The sequence below is a fragment of the Bacillus sp. FSL R9-9492 genome (assembly GCF_038007365.1).
GTDB lineage: Bacteria > Bacillota > Bacilli > Bacillales > Bacillaceae_G > Bacillus_A > Bacillus_A mycoides.
The window spans coordinates 2,120,060-2,138,356 of the sequence record NZ_JBBOXC010000001.1 but is presented as its reverse complement, the minus strand read 5'-3'; the positions used below and the strand labels follow the sequence as shown (position 1 = coordinate 2,138,356).

The 18,297-nt window shown below is 34.9% G+C and carries 24 protein-coding genes and 2 pseudogenes; 3 read left to right on the top strand and 23 right to left on the bottom strand.

What is annotated here, in order from left to right; all coding sequences use genetic code 11:
* Nucleotides 1-208 precede the first annotated feature (208 nt).
* From MKY70_RS10825 to MKY70_RS10810, 4 genes are all read right to left on the bottom strand, one after another.
* The gene (locus MKY70_RS10825; protein WP_002012513.1) at nt 209-1,378 is read right to left on the bottom strand and encodes a DEAD/DEAH box helicase; all 1,170 of its coding nucleotides are present in this window, start codon (nt 1,376-1,378) and stop codon (nt 209-211) included.
* Nucleotides 1,379-1,397: 19 nt separating this feature from the next.
* On the bottom strand, nt 1,398-1,925 hold the full coding sequence (locus tag MKY70_RS10820) for a hypothetical protein (protein WP_002065080.1): 528 nt from the start codon (nt 1,923-1,925) through the stop codon (nt 1,398-1,400).
* A gap of 90 nt (nt 1,926-2,015) precedes the next feature.
* A complete protein-coding gene (locus MKY70_RS10815; protein WP_002031556.1) occupies nt 2,016-3,704 on the bottom strand; it encodes a formate--tetrahydrofolate ligase in 1,689 nt (562 codons plus the stop codon).
* Nucleotides 3,705-3,797: 93 nt separating this feature from the next.
* On the bottom strand, nt 3,798-4,478 hold the full coding sequence (locus MKY70_RS10810) for a class I SAM-dependent methyltransferase (protein ID WP_341024174.1): 681 nt from the start codon (nt 4,476-4,478) through the stop codon (nt 3,798-3,800).
* A gap of 359 nt (nt 4,479-4,837) precedes the next feature.
* Here MKY70_RS10810 and MKY70_RS10805 point away from each other — a divergent pair, with 359 nt between their 5' ends.
* Nucleotides 4,838-5,176 carry a hypothetical protein gene (locus MKY70_RS10805; protein ID WP_001253195.1) on the top strand — a complete coding sequence of 113 codons (339 nt, stop codon included), beginning with the start codon at nt 4,838-4,840 and terminating at the stop codon, nt 5,174-5,176.
* 30 nt (nt 5,177-5,206) lie between these two features.
* Here MKY70_RS10805 and MKY70_RS10800 read toward each other — a convergent pair whose 3' ends face one another.
* The 4 genes from MKY70_RS10800 to ytfJ form a co-directional block, all read right to left on the bottom strand.
* Complete coding sequence (locus tag MKY70_RS10800; RefSeq protein WP_002012518.1) at nt 5,207-5,419, bottom strand: hypothetical protein; 213 nt, start codon at nt 5,417-5,419, stop codon at nt 5,207-5,209.
* A gap of 69 nt (nt 5,420-5,488) precedes the next feature.
* Nucleotides 5,489-5,809, bottom strand: a complete 321-nt coding sequence (locus MKY70_RS10795; protein WP_341024172.1) for a hypothetical protein — start codon at nt 5,807-5,809, stop codon at nt 5,489-5,491.
* Between the two features lie 51 nt (nt 5,810-5,860).
* The gene (locus tag MKY70_RS10790; RefSeq protein ID WP_002085994.1) at nt 5,861-6,637 is read right to left on the bottom strand and encodes a hypothetical protein; all 777 of its coding nucleotides are present in this window, start codon (nt 6,635-6,637) and stop codon (nt 5,861-5,863) included.
* 160 nt (nt 6,638-6,797) lie between these two features.
* Nucleotides 6,798-7,223, bottom strand: a complete 426-nt coding sequence (gene ytfJ, locus MKY70_RS10785; RefSeq protein WP_002127061.1) for a GerW family sporulation protein — start codon at nt 7,221-7,223, stop codon at nt 6,798-6,800.
* A 131-nt stretch (nt 7,224-7,354) separates the two neighbouring features.
* Between ytfJ and MKY70_RS10780 the strand changes: the two genes are divergently transcribed.
* A complete protein-coding gene (locus tag MKY70_RS10780) occupies nt 7,355-8,140 on the top strand; it encodes a GNAT family N-acetyltransferase (protein ID WP_002141436.1) in 786 nt (261 codons plus the stop codon).
* A gap of 211 nt (nt 8,141-8,351) precedes the next feature.
* Here the strand turns inward: MKY70_RS10780 and MKY70_RS10775 are convergent, their stop codons facing one another.
* The 14 genes and pseudogenes from MKY70_RS10775 to MKY70_RS10710 all read right to left on the bottom strand — a co-directional run bounded on the left by MKY70_RS10775 (nt 8,352) and on the right by MKY70_RS10710 (nt 15,784).
* Nucleotides 8,352-8,543 (bottom strand): hypothetical protein, encoded by a 192-nt coding sequence (locus MKY70_RS10775; protein WP_000476179.1) that lies wholly within the window; start codon nt 8,541-8,543, stop codon nt 8,352-8,354.
* Nucleotides 8,544-8,698: 155 nt separating this feature from the next.
* Nucleotides 8,699-8,887 (bottom strand): hypothetical protein, encoded by a 189-nt coding sequence (locus tag MKY70_RS10770; RefSeq protein WP_000516426.1) that lies wholly within the window; start codon nt 8,885-8,887, stop codon nt 8,699-8,701.
* Between the two features lie 50 nt (nt 8,888-8,937).
* Entirely contained in the window at nt 8,938-9,186 is a 249-nt protein-coding gene (locus MKY70_RS10765; RefSeq protein ID WP_000771626.1) for a DUF4176 domain-containing protein, read from the bottom strand.
* A 172-nt stretch (nt 9,187-9,358) separates the two neighbouring features.
* Nucleotides 9,359-9,553: a hypothetical protein gene (locus MKY70_RS10760; RefSeq protein ID WP_000477204.1), complete on the bottom strand. Its 195-nt coding sequence runs from the start codon at nt 9,551-9,553 to the stop codon at nt 9,359-9,361.
* A 4-nt stretch (nt 9,554-9,557) separates the two neighbouring features.
* Nucleotides 9,558-10,431, bottom strand: a pseudogene (locus tag MKY70_RS10755) (WXG100 family type VII secretion target).
* A 294-nt stretch (nt 10,432-10,725) separates the two neighbouring features.
* On the bottom strand, nt 10,726-10,917 hold the full coding sequence (locus tag MKY70_RS10750; protein WP_001182258.1) for a hypothetical protein: 192 nt from the start codon (nt 10,915-10,917) through the stop codon (nt 10,726-10,728).
* 115 nt (nt 10,918-11,032) lie between these two features.
* Nucleotides 11,033-11,212, bottom strand: coding sequence for a hypothetical protein (locus MKY70_RS10745; RefSeq protein ID WP_000701193.1), 180 nt, complete (start codon nt 11,210-11,212; stop codon nt 11,033-11,035).
* A gap of 89 nt (nt 11,213-11,301) precedes the next feature.
* Nucleotides 11,302-11,492 (bottom strand): annotated as a pseudogene (locus MKY70_RS10740) (hypothetical protein).
* A 363-nt stretch (nt 11,493-11,855) separates the two neighbouring features.
* Nucleotides 11,856-12,224: a cupin gene (locus MKY70_RS10735; RefSeq protein ID WP_341024169.1), complete on the bottom strand. Its 369-nt coding sequence runs from the start codon at nt 12,222-12,224 to the stop codon at nt 11,856-11,858.
* Nucleotides 12,225-12,236: 12 nt separating this feature from the next.
* A complete protein-coding gene (locus MKY70_RS10730; RefSeq protein WP_002127033.1) occupies nt 12,237-12,722 on the bottom strand; it encodes a GNAT family N-acetyltransferase in 486 nt (161 codons plus the stop codon).
* Nucleotides 12,719-13,279: a 2'-5' RNA ligase family protein gene (locus MKY70_RS10725; RefSeq protein ID WP_341024168.1), complete on the bottom strand. Its 561-nt coding sequence runs from the start codon at nt 13,277-13,279 to the stop codon at nt 12,719-12,721. The genes MKY70_RS10730 and MKY70_RS10725 overlap by 4 nt, the downstream gene beginning before the upstream one ends.
* A gap of 6 nt (nt 13,280-13,285) precedes the next feature.
* Nucleotides 13,286-13,852: a GNAT family N-acetyltransferase gene (locus MKY70_RS10720; protein WP_088032674.1), complete on the bottom strand. Its 567-nt coding sequence runs from the start codon at nt 13,850-13,852 to the stop codon at nt 13,286-13,288.
* A gap of 231 nt (nt 13,853-14,083) precedes the next feature.
* Entirely contained in the window at nt 14,084-15,211 is a 1,128-nt protein-coding gene (locus MKY70_RS10715; protein WP_341024167.1) for a metallophosphoesterase, read from the bottom strand.
* A 150-nt stretch (nt 15,212-15,361) separates the two neighbouring features.
* Complete coding sequence (locus MKY70_RS10710) at nt 15,362-15,784, bottom strand: GNAT family N-acetyltransferase (protein WP_088032670.1); 423 nt, start codon at nt 15,782-15,784, stop codon at nt 15,362-15,364.
* A gap of 131 nt (nt 15,785-15,915) precedes the next feature.
* On the opposite strand from MKY70_RS10710, the gene pdxR reads away from it, so the two are divergent.
* The gene (pdxR, locus tag MKY70_RS10705) at nt 15,916-17,316 is read left to right on the top strand and encodes a MocR-like pyridoxine biosynthesis transcription factor PdxR (protein ID WP_341024166.1); all 1,401 of its coding nucleotides are present in this window, start codon (nt 15,916-15,918) and stop codon (nt 17,314-17,316) included.
* A gap of 46 nt (nt 17,317-17,362) precedes the next feature.
* On the opposite strand, the gene MKY70_RS10700 is transcribed toward pdxR, so the two are convergent.
* Nucleotides 17,363-18,220, bottom strand: a complete 858-nt coding sequence (locus MKY70_RS10700) for a YitT family protein (RefSeq protein WP_098775941.1) — start codon at nt 18,218-18,220, stop codon at nt 17,363-17,365.
* Nucleotides 18,221-18,297: the final 77 nt, after the last annotated feature.

The window sequence follows — 18,297 nt, the reverse complement described above, 5'->3', positions numbered from 1 at the left end:
TTTCGTATCATGTTAATATTCGACTCTTTTTATGTTACTTCCTTGTACAAACTAAACTAGAAATGCTACACCTTTATCAATATTCCCTGTAGAATCGTTAATATTTTTAAAGTTACGATAGATGAAATTTTAATAGTCGTTAATAAAATTCCATCTATTATTCCACAAAAAAAGACGTAACTACGCATAGTTACGTCTTCCCAATTATTTATCTAGGCTTTTTCTTACCAGTAAAAGCTGGTTTCTTTTTCTTTGGTGCTGGTGGTTTCGATTCTACAAATGTTCCTTTGAACATTTCTTGTTTCGTAAACACGATACCTAATTTTTTCGCAAATTGAAGTAATTTACGCTCTTCTTGTTCTGTTACAAGAGAAACAACTGTTCCTTCTTTACCCATACGTCCAGTACGTCCTGAGCGGTGAATATATTGGTCTACTGTGTCTGGTAACTCTAAGTGGATTACGTGTGTTAAATCATCGATATCTAATCCACGTGCTGCAATATCAGTAGCAAGTAATATTTCTAATTTCCCGCTACGGAACGCGCGCATCGTTACTTCACGCTCTTGTTTGCTTGCCTCTGCATGAAGTGCTGCTGCTTTCATTTTACGGAACTTCAGTTTTTGAGTAATTTCATCTAAACGGAATGGATCATTTAAGAAGGCAACTGCTTTTACATTTCCCATATGCATAACTCTTCTAATATAATCATTTTTTTCACGACGCTCACAAACGATATACGTATGTTCAACTAGGCTCTGTGCCTCTGAACGTGTTACACGTACTAATTGTGGTTCAACTGTCAAATCACGTGCCGCATCTTCTGCAGCTTTTGTTATTGTCGCCGAGCAGAACACTAATTGACGATCGCGCATCGTTGATTTAATTACATCAAGTACAGCACCCATCATCTTTTGTTTTACAATTTGATCAAACTCATCAAATACAATCGTTTTCACTTCATGCATCTTTAATTTTTTCATGCGAATCAACTCTAAAATACGTCCTGGTGAACCGACAATAACTCTCGGATGTTTCTTTAATTTTTCAACTTGGCGCTTAATATCCGCACCACCAATTAAAGACGCACCTGAAATATCCGTTCCTGCTGTAAACTTTTGAACCTCTTCATGAATTTGCATAACAAGTTCACGAGTTGGCGCTAAAATTACAACTTGAGGTTGTTTAACTTCAGGATTAATTTTATGTAAAAGTGGTAATAAGTACGCTAATGTTTTTCCTGTTCCAGTTGGAGATTCAGCAATAACGTCTTGTCCTTCTAAAATAGTTGGAATCGCTTGTTTTTGAATTTCAGTAAATTCTTTAAAACCAGCCTTTTCCCAAGCTTGTTGTAAAAATGGTTGCATATCTTTTATCATTTGTTTTTCTCCTTTATCTCTATTTTTGAAGAAAATGTTGTATTGTTCGCACCGTTTCTATCATGTGTGAAATAACAGCTATTAAATCATCAACATGGTCTTCTGTAATCGATTTTTGAAATAGAACCTCTACCTTATTATGATATGAAATCGCTTGCTTATTATATTCGTATGAAATTTTTTGCGTAATCATTCGCTCTTTTCCCCATATAGAATGCAATAAAGTTTCAATTTCTTCGCATCCTATCTCTGGTTGCTCCATTTCGAACGAGAATTCCAGCTTCATTTCACAACCTGGTATAAACTGAGGTACTTCTAATATTTCACCTGATAAATTCTTTGCATCAACAGATAGTGAAAATGTCGCCTCTACCATCGTTTTAAATGTTTCTGTTAGTTGAAATGAAATACTATACATACGACTTAATGAAGCAAGGTCCATCACATCTTTTCGATCCGTTACGAGAATATCACCGTGTAAATCGAAATCATAGACAGCTCCTTCCACAATTACCTTTAAATTTTCAAAAGCAGTTGGATCAAACATAATTTCCTCCAAAAAACAGGCGCCTTTCGATGGAAAGGCGCCACTTGATGTATATATAGTTTACAGATAAACGAGATGAATTACAACCTTTTAGAATAAACCTACTGCTTTTCCATCTTCATTTACATCCATTTGCAGCGCAGCTGGCTGTTTTGGAAGGCCTGGCATTGTTAACATTGTTCCTGTTAACGCAACGATAAACCCTGCACCGATAGATGGTTTTAATTCACGAATTGTAACGATAAAGTCAGATGGGCGACCTAATTTTGTTGCATCATCTGAAAGAGAGTATTGTGTTTTCGCCATACAAATCGGTAGGTTACTCCAACCTTCTCCCTCATATTGAGCTAATTGCTTACGTGCTTTCGGAGCAAATTCAATATCTTTTGCGCCGTACACTTTTTGAGCAATTGTACGAATTTTTTCTTCTAATGGTAATTCTAATTCATAAAGTGGTGCGTAGTTGTTTTCACCTTTTTCAATTTCTTTTAACACTTTCTCAGCAAGGTCAACTCCGCCTTGGCCACCTTTCTCCCAAACTTCTGTTAAGGATACTGCATAGCCACGCTCATTGCACCATTCTTGTAAGTATGCAACTTCTGCATCTGTATCAGTAATGAATTTGTTAATGGCAATTACGAAAGGAACACCGAAGCTTTGAATTGTTTCAACATGCTTCTGTAAGTTCTCCATACCTTTTGCTAACGCATCTACATTTTCTTCTTTTAATTGATCTCTCGCCACACCACCGTGCATTTTAAGCGCACGAATAGTCGCAACAATAACTACCGCTTCTGGTTTAATACCAGCTGCACGTGCTTTAATATCTAAAAACTTCTCGGCACCTAAATCTGCACCGAATCCAGCTTCTGTAATAACATAATCACCTAATTTTGCTGCCATTGTCGTAGCGATAACGCTGTTACAACCGTGAGCGATATTCGCAAATGGTCCGCCATGAATGATAGCTGGTGTATTTTCTAATGTTTGTACTAAGTTCGGTTTTAATGCATCTTTTAATAGAAGTGTTAACGCTCCTTCTACTCCTAAATCTTTAACTGTTACAGGTTGATTTGAAAAATTATAAGCGACAACAATGCGAGATAGACGTGATTTTAAATCTTGAATATCTGTTGCAAGGCAGAATACGGCCATAATTTCAGATGCTACTGTAATATCAAAACCGTCTTCACGTGGTACACCTTGAACCGGTCCACCAAGGCCAATTACTACGTTACGAAGGGCACGATCATTTAAGTCAACACAGCGTTTCCAAACGATTTTACGCGTATCAATTCCAAGTGTGTTTCCTTGTTGGATATGATTATCAATAAACGCTGCTAATGCGTTATTGGCAGTTGTAATCGCATGAATATCTCCAGTAAAGTGAAGGTTAATGTCTTCCATTGGTACTACTTGAGAATAACCGCCACCTGCTGCTCCGCCTTTTAATCCCATTGTTGGTCCAAGAGATGGTTCGCGAAGTGCAATTACTGTTTTCTTACCAATTTTATTAAAAGCTTGACCTAAACCAACTGTTACTGTTGATTTACCTTCTCCTGCTGGAGTTGGGTTAATCGCTGTTACTAAAACAACTTTACCGTCTTTCTCATCTTGTAAACGCTTAAAAATATCAAGAGATAACTTGCCTTTATAATGTCCGTATGGCTCTAGTTCTTCTTCTAAAATATTTAAATTAGCTGCAATTTCTTGAATCTTCTTCATACTTGCTTCTTGTGCGATTTCAATATCAGATTTAACTGTTGTAGTAGTTGTCATATACCCTAGTCCCCCTTTAATTGATTCTGATGATATTGTATCAGTTTTTTGTATTTTCTGCACTTATTTACCTCCTAAAATTCTTCTATTTCGTCATACGCTTTTTAACATAAATACCCATAAAAATGTTAACGCTTGTTGTAACTCTGTAGGTAGCTGACCTAACATCTTCTCATTTACTCCGCGCTTATATACGCCGGTACCATCTACAACTTCAAATCCTTGTTCTTTTGCTAACTGTTCAAATTCCCAAGGCATCATCGTATTGCAAACAACGTCTTTGCCATATAGGCGTGGATAACTGTTCTCTCTCGGTTTTGCTGTCGGTCCTAAAATTGCAATACATGCGTATCCATCTTTCTTTAAAACACGCTTTATTTCATTTAATGCTCGCAACGGCTCCTCGGTCCATTCTAAAGAATTAATTGCCATAATTGCTTCAAATTTCTCATTTTCAAATGGTAATGAAGAAAGATCACCTTTTATAAAAGATAAGTTTGGGTCTTCTCCGCGCTCCTTACCCTTTTGAATCATAACTTCCGATAAGTCCACCCCAACCGCTTTGTAGCCAGTAAGACTTAATTTATATGTACCATACCCATCACCACAGCCAACATCTAACACTTGTACTTCCTTTTCCACGTACTGCTCAAAAAATGGAATGATTGTACTCCTGCTCCCGCTATCCCACATTTCTTGACTATTTTGATTCCAAAACTCTGCATTGTTATCCCATTTTTTCTCTGCCGATTCATGCCAATTAAACTTCGCCATACATTCCCCTACCTTCACGTATTATCATTCATTTCATTCTACATCATGTTCCAAAATCCCTGTTTATCTTCATAAGGAGATAAAGTGAAACTTTAATCAGTGGGGGTGTTTGTTCGTCCCCCACTGATTATTATTTGAACCAATCGGGCTTTTACTGGCAGCCCGACTCCCATCTAACTTCTTTGCTCCAGCCGAATTTTGAGGTGGGGGTCTTACTGCACGGCAAATAGCGGGATAAACAGGATAACAACGGAATCTATTTTCTCCAATTTTTGCTTTACTTGGGTTTAACTCATACTCATGTTCTGCTCCTTATGAAAGATACTATAGATACACCCAATTGAAAGAGAGGGATGTACATGCGAAGAAAGAGAAATCATCATTTTAAAAGTGGTGAAAAAAACGAAGAGTATGCAGCTGAAATATCTCCGGCTGGTATTCCGATTAGACATGAGCGCAAAGAAATTGCAAATGAAATAGAAGGTACAAATACCGGTGCAATGATCGGCTATGTCGCATTATTTCTTTCGTTATTCTCCATTGCTTTTTATCCTGTTACACTCGGCTCCCTTGCTATTTTAGTTGGCTTATTAGCTGTCAATTTTGGAGCGAGAACACTTGGATATACCGCAATTGGTTTTGGTAGTTTTTCTGTTTTATTTACTTTACTCTATCCGCTTGCTTTGTCAGCGTTTTAAAAAAAACACACCAAGTTATACTTGGTGTGTTCATTCGTGATACAACATAATATGACCGCATCCACAACAATGCTTCGCTGTAATTTCTTGAAAAACTGGATAATTTTCTTCATCTCTATGCTCAATAAACACCTTTTCAAATCGGTACATGTTTGGCGCATATGCCCAATCTTGTTTCGTACGTGCATATAATGTTGAAGAAAAAAACTCCTCACCACCACAAACGATACATCCCTTCTTCATCAATACCCCTCCTATGCTTGTCTTACTTCATCTATATGAACATAAGCATAAAAAAAAGACCTTCTATTACTAGAAAGTCTTCTCTGAAACAAAAAGAAATGTACCGAATATACCTACTCCGCTATATTCTTTCGTAACACCAGCTTCTGTTTTATACGTTTGCTTTACAGTCATAAAGAAAACACCATTTCGTGCATCAATACTTTCAAACTGTAATTTCTCTTTTTTTTCATCTACATTTTGCGTGCATTCAAAGCTACTCTCGTCACATTTTAATGCATACTTATCCTCTAAATACAATTTAAAATCTGATTCTTTCGGACAAGTTATAAGTAATATTGCCACGAGAATAATACTTATAATACCCACAATTGTATAATATTTCTTCATTTGTTCTCCTTTCAAAAGACAAGAAAACTTGACTTCATGCGCCAAGTTTTCTTAGTCTACAACCCATTGCCACTCTTGTTCTTTCTTATCAAAAATGAGCCAACCCGTTTCTGTTGCTTCCGCTTTCAATTCATCGATATTATCTAGTACCTCATCCGTACTTTCGAATGATCCTACTACATATACCGGAATTTCAAGACCTCTTCTCGACTCAATTTTCCCCGCTAAATCAATGTATAATCCATCTTCCATTAACGGCATAAGCCCAAGGATAACTTCCTTTGAAATTGCTGGGAAAATTTTTGATTTTTGGAAGAAAGTAAAACGTTTCTTTCCAAACGAACCGAGTTTATATGGAATCACTTTACTCAGCATTCCTACAAAATCACCGATTCTACGGTAATACACTTTGTTGTACCAACCGTCATCATGTGAAAAATAAACGAATCTATTCTTCAACAATGGGAAGAACGTTCTTCCAAGTGGTTCTTTTTTGTGAGCCAAATATAATAATTCTGCAATTTCTTTTGGCTCTAACTCATCTAAATCGCTTGCATCATCGAAATCTACCCAACAAAATTCATCAAATTCATCAATCTCTGCTTGAATGAGTTTATGTATGTTTTCTTCCTCAACATATTCAAATAAAGTATGATAATGAAAATCTGTCCACTCAAAATTATGCTTTAAAAGCAATACTTGATGAAGCGGTGAAGGGATGTTACTTGCAAACTCTTTAAACGTAATTCCAGATGTAATAAAACAATGACCCCGACGATTACCATTAATATATATCATATTGTTTACTTGGTCAGATCCTCCAGACAAAGCACCTAGCCACCTTCGTTTTATATGTTTCAATTCTATAGCATATTTTAACATGAAAAATTTTAGAAACATAGAAAAAACTTCAAAAACTATTTACAATTTCATGTGTTTTATTACATACTGATTACAAGAAAAAACGCCTGCTTATGAGCAGGCGTTTTTAAAGGATTTCATCTGGGTTTTGAGGGTGATGATTTCCCTCTTTCTTTTCATCTGTTTGGAACATCGATTGAATTTTATCAATTGTTTGTGGAGCTAATTCAATTATTTTTTCTGCTAAATGTGTCGCATTTTGTAAATGAAGAATATTTACCCCGTCTTTATTCACGACTAGAAATGCTACTGGTGTAATAGAAACACCACCCGCGCTACCGCCACCAAATGCAGGGTTACCGTTCGCTCTTTGTCCATCATTCGTTTGGAAATCAGAACCTCCTGCTCCAAAACCGAACGCTACTTTAGAAACCGTTAACACTACACCACCGTCAGCCGTTTGAACAGGCTCTCCAACAATCGTATTTACATCGACCATTTCTTTTAAATTTTCCATTGCCGCTTTCATTAACCCTTGAATTGGATGATCCACCGTTCATAACCTCCTTTGTCATATCTTTCCTAGTTTTTCCGAAAGTTGGTGAACTAAACATAAAATTTTATATTGATTTCAAAAAACTTAAGTTGTAATATTTAGAAAAATAAAAAAGAGGTCGATTTTTTATGATGAGAAAATTAACAAAGAAAGATCATGAACAAGTATTCGCTTACCTAAAAGAAGAAGCAGCCCTTAACTTGTTTATTATTGGGGATTTAGAAGCTTTCGGTTATGAAACAGACTTTCAAGAATTATGGGGCGTATATAAAGAGAATGGAACATTAAAATCGATTTTACTTCGCTTTCACGATACATTTATACCGTATAGTAAAGAAGAGTTTGTGGTTACTGACTATGAGGCACTTCTTTCCGCATATAAGCCGCTTAAACTCTCTGGCAAGTCAACTATTGTAGAAAGATTTGAAACTGCTCCAAGTGTACAACTAGGCGCCAAAAATGAAATGTATTTTTGCGAATGTCTAAATGACAGCAACTTACCTAGCACACCAATTCATGAAACAATTAAACTTGCCTCACTCGATGATATAGAACGAATTATGAAATTACGAAGTGACATCGCTGAATTCCCGACTGCTAATGAATCAGAGAAAATATTAAGACAAGCTCTCGAAACAAATACAGGACGTACATATTATATTGAAAAAGACGGTGCTATTATCGCATCTGCTTCTACTTCCGCTGAAAATTCACTATCCGCTATGATAGTTGGTGTATGTACACACCCAAATTATCGCGGGAATGGATATGCTTCGCTCATATTACAGAAAATGATCCAAGACTTTACGAAAGAAGGCCGAACGCTTTGCTTATTTTATAACAACCCAGCTGCTGGACGGATTTATAAACGATTAGGATTTAAAGATATTGGGATGTGGACGATGTATCGATAATAATGCATAATACACGCAGAAGAGGCTGCCTATTATAAGTAGCCTCTTCTGCGTATAACTAATATCTATTCACATGTACTCCGCTTGTCGTTACTATATGATATACTATGCTTGTTAACTCTTGTTAATTTCTATAACATAAAAAAACAATTTAAATCTTTTATCTTTACAACTGAACCAATTAGGAACGCTTTATCGTTATTCTCTGTTCTTATTTAGATATATTTTTCGACTTGCTACTGAAATTTTCTAATAAATAGGAAATTCCAATACCTACTCCACCAATAATTAGAGCAACAATAGCTGTTAAAACCCTTTTTCCCATTGGCTGCGGAAAGAAGAAGGAAGAAAAAAATAACACTGCGGTAAAAATACACATTAAAATGCGCCCTTGTTTAAACATGCTTGATTGCTCCTTTTTTCTTTGTTAAATAAAAAATCAGCCCTCCATTACCAGGGAGATAACGTTAAAAGAGGCGACCAGTAGGCCACCACCCAAGTAAAGCTATTAGTCATACATGTTATATATTTTCAACTGATATTCCATGCAATCTATCTCTATTTTACCCTTTTCTTTTTTCGATTTCTAAATATAATCTCTAATACAATTACCGTACTGAATCCTACAGTTAGTTGTAAAACTGTAAACAGCAATTTATCATTTAGAGGCATTGTAGGTACACTCCACAGCAGTACTGGAGGGATAAGTATGCCAATGATTACAAGGGTTCTCATTATTTTCCCCATTTTATTTCCCCTATCTTATTTTTTAAATCTATATGTATTTTTCAACTAATCTACAATTCTAATAATTTCTCACGTAGAACTAATTCACTCTCAGTCATATACCCTCTATGCATTTCCTCTACAATCTTATCATGATTAAAACAAAGTACTTTTTCATCACCTAGATAGCCCACTGGATAAGGAACGCCCACATAATCAAAATCACGTTTATCTGCTGATACAACCATTCTTCCAATGATCATAATAATCGGTTCTACCTCTTCTAGTTTTACTACTGTTCCGATGGGTAAAAGTTTCATTTATTCATTCCCCTTTATATATTTTTTGATAAAAGTGTTCAATAAGCAATTAAGACCACATAGCTATTACACCAAATAAAAGTATTACAAATACATTTATAATTTTTATATTAATGTCTGCAGTTACCATAAAACTTGCAATTACTCAATTATACTTTCTTATTTAAGTACATTAATTATCTCTATTCTTTTTAAATTTATTAGTGATGTATTCTAATAAATTTGTAGTCCCAAGAGACATTACACCTAATACAAGTATAAAAGTGAAAATAATAATTTTCCCTTTTAAATCTAAAGGAAAAAACAAACTAGCAATAGCCATTGCTATAAACCCAACAATTTTAATAATTTTTGACGATTTAAACATTCTCTTATTCCTCTTCCCCACGCTTTTTGAATTTTGCAAATAGACCACCACCAACATACGCACCAGTTTCTTGACCTACATGAAACTTATAACCAAACGTCCCCAAACCAAATTGAGCTCGCACTTCGAGATCGTGATCTTTAAAAAATGGAATAATATTTGGAATATCAATTCTATCTAGCTTTGCTTCATATTTTTGTATTGTCACTTCTGCATCATCTTTAAACGTATAATCCTCAACCCCGTATACAACTGAAGCATCTATGAATTTTTGTGTTACTGATATTTCTGAAACATAAGGGTTTTTAAACGAAAGACTATCCTCGAATCCTGTAACTCCGCCCTTCACTCCAAGAATCTTTCCTGTCAATACATCTTCTTTTATCGTATCAAATTTATAAGGAAGTCCCACCTCTAGCTCTGCATGCCCAGCTTTGAACCCTAGCTTACTATTCTCAGAAAGTTCATATTCTCCCTCTAGTAATGACCCTTCTGTTTTAATACGATAGCGATCCTCTTGTATTTACTTTTGTTGAACCTGTAAGTGTTTTATAATCCCCTTTAAAAGGTTTCCCCGTTAAAATGGTGGAAGCCATCGCAATAGCAACATCCATATTATCTACCTGCTCAAATTTATTAGCAGAATCAAGAAGAAACTTCTCAAGTGGCTCTAATATGGTTATAAATTGCGCCATCTTAAAAGATGAATCGCGAAAATCCATATTAAATTTCATATAAGTTGAGCCCAACCAATTACTAGAAATCATATCAATATCTCGTTTTAGTCGCTCCTGTGTTGCAGTTGCATTCGTGATAGTTGATCTAATAGTCCCTGCCACTTTTCGCAACTGTTCAGGAGTAACTTTTATATCTCCCATAGTCATTCCCCTTTTAAATATTTATATAGGATATTTTACCATTGAAAATTAATTTTACAGAATAATATTTTTTATACTCTTAAAAATCCGAAAGCTCGCTCTCCTCAAGAGAAGCAATTTTAATCAATACTATTAAATGCACAGATAGCTGATAACGAGACGGAAGCAATTCCTAGTATTCTTTTCCTAGATTATTTGTACATAAAGAAAAGAGCAACCTGTGTGGGCTACTCTTCCTGAAATCGCTCTTCATGGGAAAAATTATCGTGATAATTTTTTCCTATTTTATTAGTCTTATTTATTATTAAGTTTACTATACATCCGTTCGTAAAGTTTATTAGTACCAAGTGCACATGCTCCTAAAATAAGAACACCTATAATAAAGCCAACCTTTTTAGGTAATTCATACGGAGACATAATAGCAACTACAAGAAATATAGCAATCGCGACATATGTAATATATTTTCCAACCTTAAATGGCTGCATAATAATATGCTCCTCTCTTAATCCTCAAACTTAATGGTACCACCTAGTCCATAACTATCTCTAACATATAATCCCGTTTCTTATCCTAATTATTATTCCTCCTTCAATCTAAGTTTCATTTACTCATCCTCCTTTTAATATACTCCATTAAATTAATTGCTCCTATCGCCATTGCTCCCCAAAAGATCACACCAAATGTATATATAATCTTTTCTTTTATTGAATATGGCCCCATCAGCCCGACAGCAACTGAAATTACAACTAGTATTACCATTATAATTTTCGGAATCTTCATCACCTTACTACTCCTTATCTGTCTTCTCAAATTTTACAAATCTACAACTTTGGACTTTACTACTGTTCCCACTTGTAAAAGCTTCATTTTCATTCCCTTTTATCTTTTGTTTTTCCAATAAAGTCCATTAAATAGGTAAATCCAATTGCTAATCCGCCAAAAACAAGTACAAAAAAGAAAGTATACGATCTCCTAATGACTGCGGAAAAAATAATGAGAGTAGTGCAATAATAGGTACTGTTATTAAATATATAGTTCTCATTCGCTTGAAAGGTAGCATTTATTTACTCCTTTTTCCATTGAATTTCTCCATAAAATTTATAATTAATGTGTTCCATACTAGAGAAAATCCAGTAAATATAAGAACAGCTAGCGAAATAACAATTTTATCCCGCATTAACGGGCAGTAAGACTCCCACCTCAAAGTTCGGATGGAACAAAGAAGTTAGGGGGAGATCAACTGCCCGTAAGCGCCCGATTGGTTCAACTAATAATCCGTGGGGGATGAACATCCCCCACGGATTAAAATTCCACTTTATCTTTCCACGTTTCTCCATTTATCATAGCGAGTGTGATTAATAGTACTGCTGCACAGATTACTATTTGCGTAACTTTGTGCATAGTAATCTCCTCCTTACACACCTTAATCATCAAACTTTCCCACTTCTTTCATTAAAACTCCTTTCTCAAGTCCCTCCGACTCAATTACAATTGCCATCAAGCCCTTTTCCGTACTCGTCTCATGTAACTCACCCTTCTCCCAAAACACAGCTTGTCCAGCTTCTACCTTCACTTTTTCTTTATCTGCCCCGCATACATATCCTTCACCATCCACAATAAGAAGCAGTTGAGATACAACTGCTTCTTGATATCCGATGATTCCATTCTCTTGTAGATGCATAGAACCGATATGTATATTCCCTTGATGTTTTAATATTTTTGACATTATAAAGTTAGATTGAAATGCTGATATATGCTCTCCCACTTTTTCACTGAAATCAAAAATTTTCATTTCTGATCCTCCTTATATGTATAAAACCATTCTCACTGTTTGCAGCATATGTCCTTCGAAATCTTCTTCAAATTGCTCTAAAGCCGCAAAACCTTTTGCTTCATAAAATCGTTTTCCTTTTTCATTTTCCGCTTCTACATGAATGTACATTTTTCGAATCCCTTTTAACGTCGTGATCCCTTTTTGTAACAAAGCTGTCCCTATCCCTTTCCCTTGCTGATCTGGCAACAAATAAATTGCACCTAATTCTGCTTCGTTTTGCAGTCTAATTGGTGAAAAATTTGCAAAGCCAATTACTTCTCCCTCTTCTTCCGCAACAAATAAATGTGTATTTTCAAGGCGATATTTCATTTTTTCATCGGAATACGCTTCATTTAAAAAGTTGTCTTGAATCTCTCCCGGAATAATTCCTTCGTAAGTATCATGCCAAGCTATTTTCGCTACGTTTTGTACAGCATGAATATCTTCTTGCTTCATTTCTCTAATTACATATGTCATCTCGATGTCTCCATTCTCTTTAAATTACACTCTGCTAAAATACTAGAAGAAACGGCAAAACCATCTTCATAATTTACCTTAATTAATTTTAACTTCTCAATCGAAGCTAGTGTAACATCAAACTTTTCATATATATATTCCATTACACTTAAAAATTGATTTGAATTTAACCCATTAGCAATCGTGCAATGTGGAACCCATTTTCCTGGTACGTAATATGACTGTAGATTATCATGAAAAACTTTGAAATAATCATGATAAGAATGATGAAGTCTTAATAACTCATCGGTAATGGTTGGTGCTAGAAAGATCGTTCTATTAGTAGGAAAAGTTCCAACAGAAGGAAAAGTTACAGCAGCAATGTTCTCTTGAAAAACTACAAACTCCTCTAACTTCTCAGTATATAAATTAACATCTAACTCATTATAATCAGCCAATGTAATATGTGGTTCTACTCCGGCTAGTGGATTTGTTCCAATTATATTTGTTAATTCATTTTGCAATTCTCTAATTTTATTAGTGAACACACAATCAAATGTAGCAATAATAGCGTACATGCTTCCTCACCCCTTCGTTACACATAGCACTTCCCATTCTTCACGAATCATTCCCATTCGAATAGAATCATAGTATGTCCCGTTATAATATCGGCATTTTCGCATTCTACCTTCTAAGCTCATTCCTATTTTCTCCGCTACTTTCATCATTCTTTCATTGCCAGACCAAGTTGTGAGCCCAACTCTACCAATCTCCATATTTTCAAATAGCAAATCTCTATATAGTGTTAATGCTTCTGTACCGTAGCCACCATTCCAGTATGTTGGATCATAAATAACAATCCCCATCTCCAACCAACGCGTCGGTTTATGTTCCCAATAAAAACTTACTGCCCCAATAATTTGACCATTATTTTCCACAATAAGATTTGATAACGGTTCTTCTTTTAAACGTGATTGTAATTTCTCTTTGTATGATGAATATTCCTGAATTGAGAACGGAAAGTATGGTGCATCCCATCTTTTCCACTCTGGATGCTCTTCCTTATATACAATACTCCATAATTCTTTTATATCTGATTCTTCTATTGTACGAATTGTAACTTTGTTCCCCTTTAATATAACGTTTTGCATAATTTCCTCCTACATTCCTCTTTATTTCATATACAATTATAATATTTTTTCAGAAAAATCAAAACAAAACTCCACTCTATTTTGTATAATTTTGTTATAAGATACGAATTATTTATGTAAATTAACCAATTTTTTCGAGTTTAATTTAGAAACGGAACTTCGGAAAAAATTAGATGAAGTACGAACTCGTAACATAGTTAATAAAAAATAGGAGGTTATATCCCTCCCATTTTAGCTAAATATTGTATTCCCCTTCTTTTCTACCTCAAGTAGAATTCCTTTCTCTATCCAGCCTTCTACACCATCTTTTTTAATTAAATCATATCCGGCACAACTACCATCAATGAGAGAAACAACATCCCCGTTTCTAACGCTTAATTGTGCACAAGAAATATCCGTTTTCACTGTATACTCACCTGATTCAAGTTGCTTTATATACTCGTTTTTCACATGAAGTAATTCATTTGTTCCTAGTTGTTTACATACGGTAAAACCTTTCATTCTCTCCACAGGCTCTATATAATAATGCGGATATGTAACCCCGCCCTGCATTACTGAATTCGCATTAAAATCGGCCAATACTTCATACTGCGGAAAATGATCTACATATGTATAAGAAAACGTATCACCTGAAGTTGTCCTCTGAATAATAAATGCATTTAATTGCCCTGCTTCTTTAATCGCATTACCACCATCAATCGCAATAATTTTTTTCTCCTTATCAATAACTGGATTGTTAGACGGCGCCTCCTCGGAATAGTTCACAACAGGCCAATGTCCAACAATTACGTACTTATCCGCTCTATGTGACTTATTAAAAAACTCCGGCATTGCAATTGCATTTTTCCTGTCTGTTTGTCTCCAATTCTCTCTATCTTCAAGACCAGCATGTACAAAGATATAATCTTCTGTTTCAATCGCTGTCGGCAATTCTGTTAGCCACTTTATTTCTTTTGAAAAATAGCTCATCAATATGTTTTTCACTTCACAAATATCACTTTCTTCATTAACTGTAACGTTCAATTGCCCTAGCCATTCATTAAAAATTGTATTTTTTCGCGTACATAAATAATTTATTAGCGCAGGATTTTCATTTACAAGCGCTTCAACTACAACTTCACAATTCCCTTCAACTACATAAACATTTGGCTTGCTAACTACTAAATCCATCACATAGTTTACGACGCCAATGCTATCGTTCCCCTTCTCACAAAGGTCACCATTTATAAATAAATAATCATCATCTTTAAAATTAACTTTATGTAATAATTCCTTTAAAAGATTTAATTCGCCATGAATATCAGATATTACGATAACTCTTACACCTTTTGGGATTAATAGTTTCTGAATTTTTTCCAAGTATAAACTCCCCTAACCTTCTTTTAATTCCATATTATCGTCTCAATTATAAAGAGACTATTCGACAAAATAAGTAATTAACCCTCCTCATTCTTCAATTCTAAATTAAAAGGGGTTCCATATGTTCTCACACATAGAACCCCCTTACTATTATAATTCTTTATAAAAAGAATAGCTTACCTTATCATAGCCTTCTCTTTCATAAAAACGATGTGCATCAGCTCTTGGAAACGCTGATGTAAGAACGATAGAACTGCACCCTTTTTCTTCCCCCCATTTTTCTACATATGACAGCAGAACCTTACCATATCCTTTTGATCTGTGAGCTTCTGCAGTTACAAGATCATATACGAAAACATGTTTCTCATTATAAAAATTCGTACAAATCGCTACACCAGCTAGACTAACAACTTCGTCATCTTCATTCTGTAACGAAAGTAGTTTATAATTTTCTTTTTTCATTTTTTGAAATAAAGAACTTGCTTCTTCTCTTGAAATTTTTGTTCGTAATTGCTGTAATACAGGGAATACATCATGTAAATCAGCTTCTGTTACTATTTCTCTAATATTCATTTTGATTCTCCCCTTTCTATTTATTAAATTTTCTAAATGTTGTATCATCATTATAAAAAGTAACTGCCCTTAACTTAAGTGACAGTTCGATTATTTTTTATATGGCCAGTTTTTAAAGGAGAATTCTTAAAATGGATCTTACTATCCCATTACAATTAGAAAGTAAAACACCAATTTATTTACAAATTTACGAATATATGAAACGAGAAATCTCTCAGGGATCACTGCCTGCCGGTACACGCCTTCCTTCTCACAGAAATTTAGCGATACAACTTAATGTTAGCCGTATTACTGTTGAATCTGCTTATCAACAATTACTAGCTGAAGGTTATGTAGAAAGTAAACCGAAACGTGGGATTTTTGTTGCAGAAGTTGATATTGATGTCATTAAAAATAAACAACAAGTTGTGTCAAACAGCGCTAACAATATAAAAAAAGAACAATATGACTATGATTGTAGCCAAGGGCTGATTGATCAAAAAGCTTTTCCAATTACAAACTGGAAAAGAGCATTACAAGAAACTTTATTCCAGTATGAAAATGAATTATTTGCTAGAGAAGATCCTCAAGGTGAGTTCGTTTTACGAGAGCATATTTCAAAATATTTATACCATGCCCGCGGGGTACATTCTTCACCTGATCAAATTATTATCGGAGCCGGTACGCAGCCTCTTCTTTGGCTACTACTTCAACTGCTTGGTTCAAAAAAAGAATACGGAATCGAAAACCCTGGATTTCACCGTATAACTGCCATGATTCAAAGTTCTGGTCTCCCTGTTCACCCTATTTCATTAGACGATAAAGGGATTCGTATTTCAGCTTTACGTGAATCACGTTCCAATGTAGCATACGTCACTCCATCTCACCAATTTCCTCTTGGAATGATTATGCCATTATCTAGAAGGCTCGAATTATTAAGATGGGCCAATGATTGCGAAGGATATATTATTGAAGATGATTATGACGGGGAATTTCGTTATATAGGAAAACCTATCCCCTCTTTACAGGGACTAGATTCAAATGAACGCGTTATTTATATGGGAACTTTCTCGAAATCCTTTTTACCTTCTTTGCGAATGGGGTATATCGTTTTACCACCTCATCTTTTAAAAATCTATAAAGCGCTTGGGGGCATGTTTAAACAAACTGTTTCTACCCTGCAGCAACTTGCCTTTGCAACCTTTATTCAAAATGGGGATTGGGAACGCCATATTAATCGAAGTCGTACGTTATATAAAAGAAAACATATTTCTTTAGTTAAATCTATTACAAATGAAATGGGCAATAACGTTCATATACTCGGTGAACAATCAGGGCTTCATATCGTACTTCATGTTCATAATGGGATGAACGAACAAGAACTTATTCATGCTGCTGCAAAACAGCGAATCAAATTGTATCCTCTCTCCACATACGATTCTGTTCACAATTTAAAGAAGGCATCGTATGTATTACTCGGTTTCGGCAGTATTCCCGAAGATAGTATCGAAACGGTTGTCAAATTACTGAAAAAAGTCTGGTTCCCTAACTAAAAATAACTCCACGTAAGTATAACTTACGTGGAGTTATTTTTAGTCACTATTTTTCTGATACTTGCCCTGATCTCGCTGTCCTTCCTGGACGCTTTACACCAGTTGTTTCTGTTGAATAAGAAGCTTCAATTATAGCACTTGGATCTACAGAGAGAACGAGATCTTTCATTTTTGGATAAATGAAACGGTTTGTAATACAATAAATAATTCTCTGGTGCTCCCCTAAAAAACCACCTTCTCCATGTAGATACGTAACAGACAATTGTAATTCTTTCATAAGCAGTTCGCCAATTTCTTTATTTTTGTTCGAAATAATCATGACGCTCTTTCCTTGATTAATACCGTCTAATATGAAATCTATCATCTTCGTAACAATATAGAAAATTGCTAATGAGAACATCGCTTGCTCAATTGAAAATAAAATAGCAACAAATACAAAAATAACCGCATTTACAGCAAGTAAAAATGTACTAATTGGTACTTTAAAATGCTTGTTCATCCAAACAGCTAACATTTCTGACCCATCAATTGCTCCACCCATTTTTACAACAATCCCAACACCAACTCCAAATAGAACTCCTCCATAAAGTACAATTAATAATTCCGAAGTTGTAATTGCTGGAAATGGCTTTAAATAAATCAATCCAAGTGTTGTAACAACATTTGCATAAGACGTACGGATAAAGAACTTCTTACCCATTACTTTTGCAGTAAATAGTAAAATTGGGATATTAAGTCCTAAAAATACTCCATAAAGCGGTAATCCAGCAACTTTATTTGCCATAATAGCAATGGCCGTTACCCCGCCATCTACTAATCCATTAGGTGCTAAAATAAGCTCTAATGAACCCGCTACAATAATCGATCCAATTGTTAATAATACGTATTCAAATACTCTTTTCATTCATTACCCCCAAAACATATATATTTTCTTAGTATTATTTTAACGTAATTTTACTACTAATTCAAAGATATCAGTTT

Coding starts and splice junctions, on each gene's coding strand:
- MKY70_RS10725 (WP_341024168.1), bottom strand. CDS start 13,279: ATGTACGCTATTATTGCTACATTTGATTGTGTGTTCACTAATAAAATT.
- MKY70_RS10800 (WP_002012518.1), bottom strand. CDS start 5,419: ATGAAGAAGGGATGTATCGTTTGTGGTGGTGAGGAGTTTTTTTCTTCA.
- MKY70_RS10760 (WP_000477204.1), bottom strand. CDS start 9,553: ATGTTTAAATCGTCAAAAATTATTAAAATTGTTGGGTTTATAGCAATG.
- MKY70_RS10730 (WP_002127033.1), bottom strand. CDS start 12,722: ATGACATATGTAATTAGAGAAATGAAGCAAGAAGATATTCATGCTGTA.
- MKY70_RS10765 (WP_000771626.1), bottom strand. CDS start 9,186: ATGAAACTTTTACCCATCGGAACAGTAGTAAAACTAGAAGAGGTAGAA.
- MKY70_RS10710 (WP_088032670.1), bottom strand. CDS start 15,784: ATGAATATTAGAGAAATAGTAACAGAAGCTGATTTACATGATGTATTC.
- MKY70_RS10815 (WP_002031556.1), bottom strand. CDS start 3,704: ATGACAACTACTACAACAGTTAAATCTGATATTGAAATCGCACAAGAA.
- pdxR (WP_341024166.1), top strand. CDS start 15,916: ATGGATCTTACTATCCCATTACAATTAGAAAGTAAAACACCAATTTAT.
- MKY70_RS10720 (WP_088032674.1), bottom strand. CDS start 13,852: ATGCAAAACGTTATATTAAAGGGGAACAAAGTTACAATTCGTACAATA.
- MKY70_RS10820 (WP_002065080.1), bottom strand. CDS start 1,925: ATGTTTGATCCAACTGCTTTTGAAAATTTAAAGGTAATTGTGGAAGGA.
- MKY70_RS10700 (WP_098775941.1), bottom strand. CDS start 18,220: ATGAAAAGAGTATTTGAATACGTATTATTAACAATTGGATCGATTATT.
- MKY70_RS10780 (WP_002141436.1), top strand. CDS start 7,355: ATGATGAGAAAATTAACAAAGAAAGATCATGAACAAGTATTCGCTTAC.
- MKY70_RS10735 (WP_341024169.1), bottom strand. CDS start 12,224: ATGAAAATTTTTGATTTCAGTGAAAAAGTGGGAGAGCATATATCAGCA.
- MKY70_RS10810 (WP_341024174.1), bottom strand. CDS start 4,478: ATGGCGAAGTTTAATTGGCATGAATCGGCAGAGAAAAAATGGGATAAC.
- MKY70_RS10825 (WP_002012513.1), bottom strand. CDS start 1,378: ATGATAAAAGATATGCAACCATTTTTACAACAAGCTTGGGAAAAGGCT.
- MKY70_RS10745 (WP_000701193.1), bottom strand. CDS start 11,212: ATGAAGATTCCGAAAATTATAATGGTAATACTAGTTGTAATTTCAGTT.
- MKY70_RS10795 (WP_341024172.1), bottom strand. CDS start 5,809: ATGAAGAAATATTATACAATTGTGGGTATTATAAGTATTATTCTCGTG.
- MKY70_RS10805 (WP_001253195.1), top strand. CDS start 4,838: ATGCGAAGAAAGAGAAATCATCATTTTAAAAGTGGTGAAAAAAACGAA.
- MKY70_RS10750 (WP_001182258.1), bottom strand. CDS start 10,917: ATGCAGCCATTTAAGGTTGGAAAATATATTACATATGTCGCGATTGCT.
- MKY70_RS10775 (WP_000476179.1), bottom strand. CDS start 8,543: ATGTTTAAACAAGGGCGCATTTTAATGTGTATTTTTACCGCAGTGTTA.
- MKY70_RS10770 (WP_000516426.1), bottom strand. CDS start 8,887: ATGGGGAAAATAATGAGAACCCTTGTAATCATTGGCATACTTATCCCT.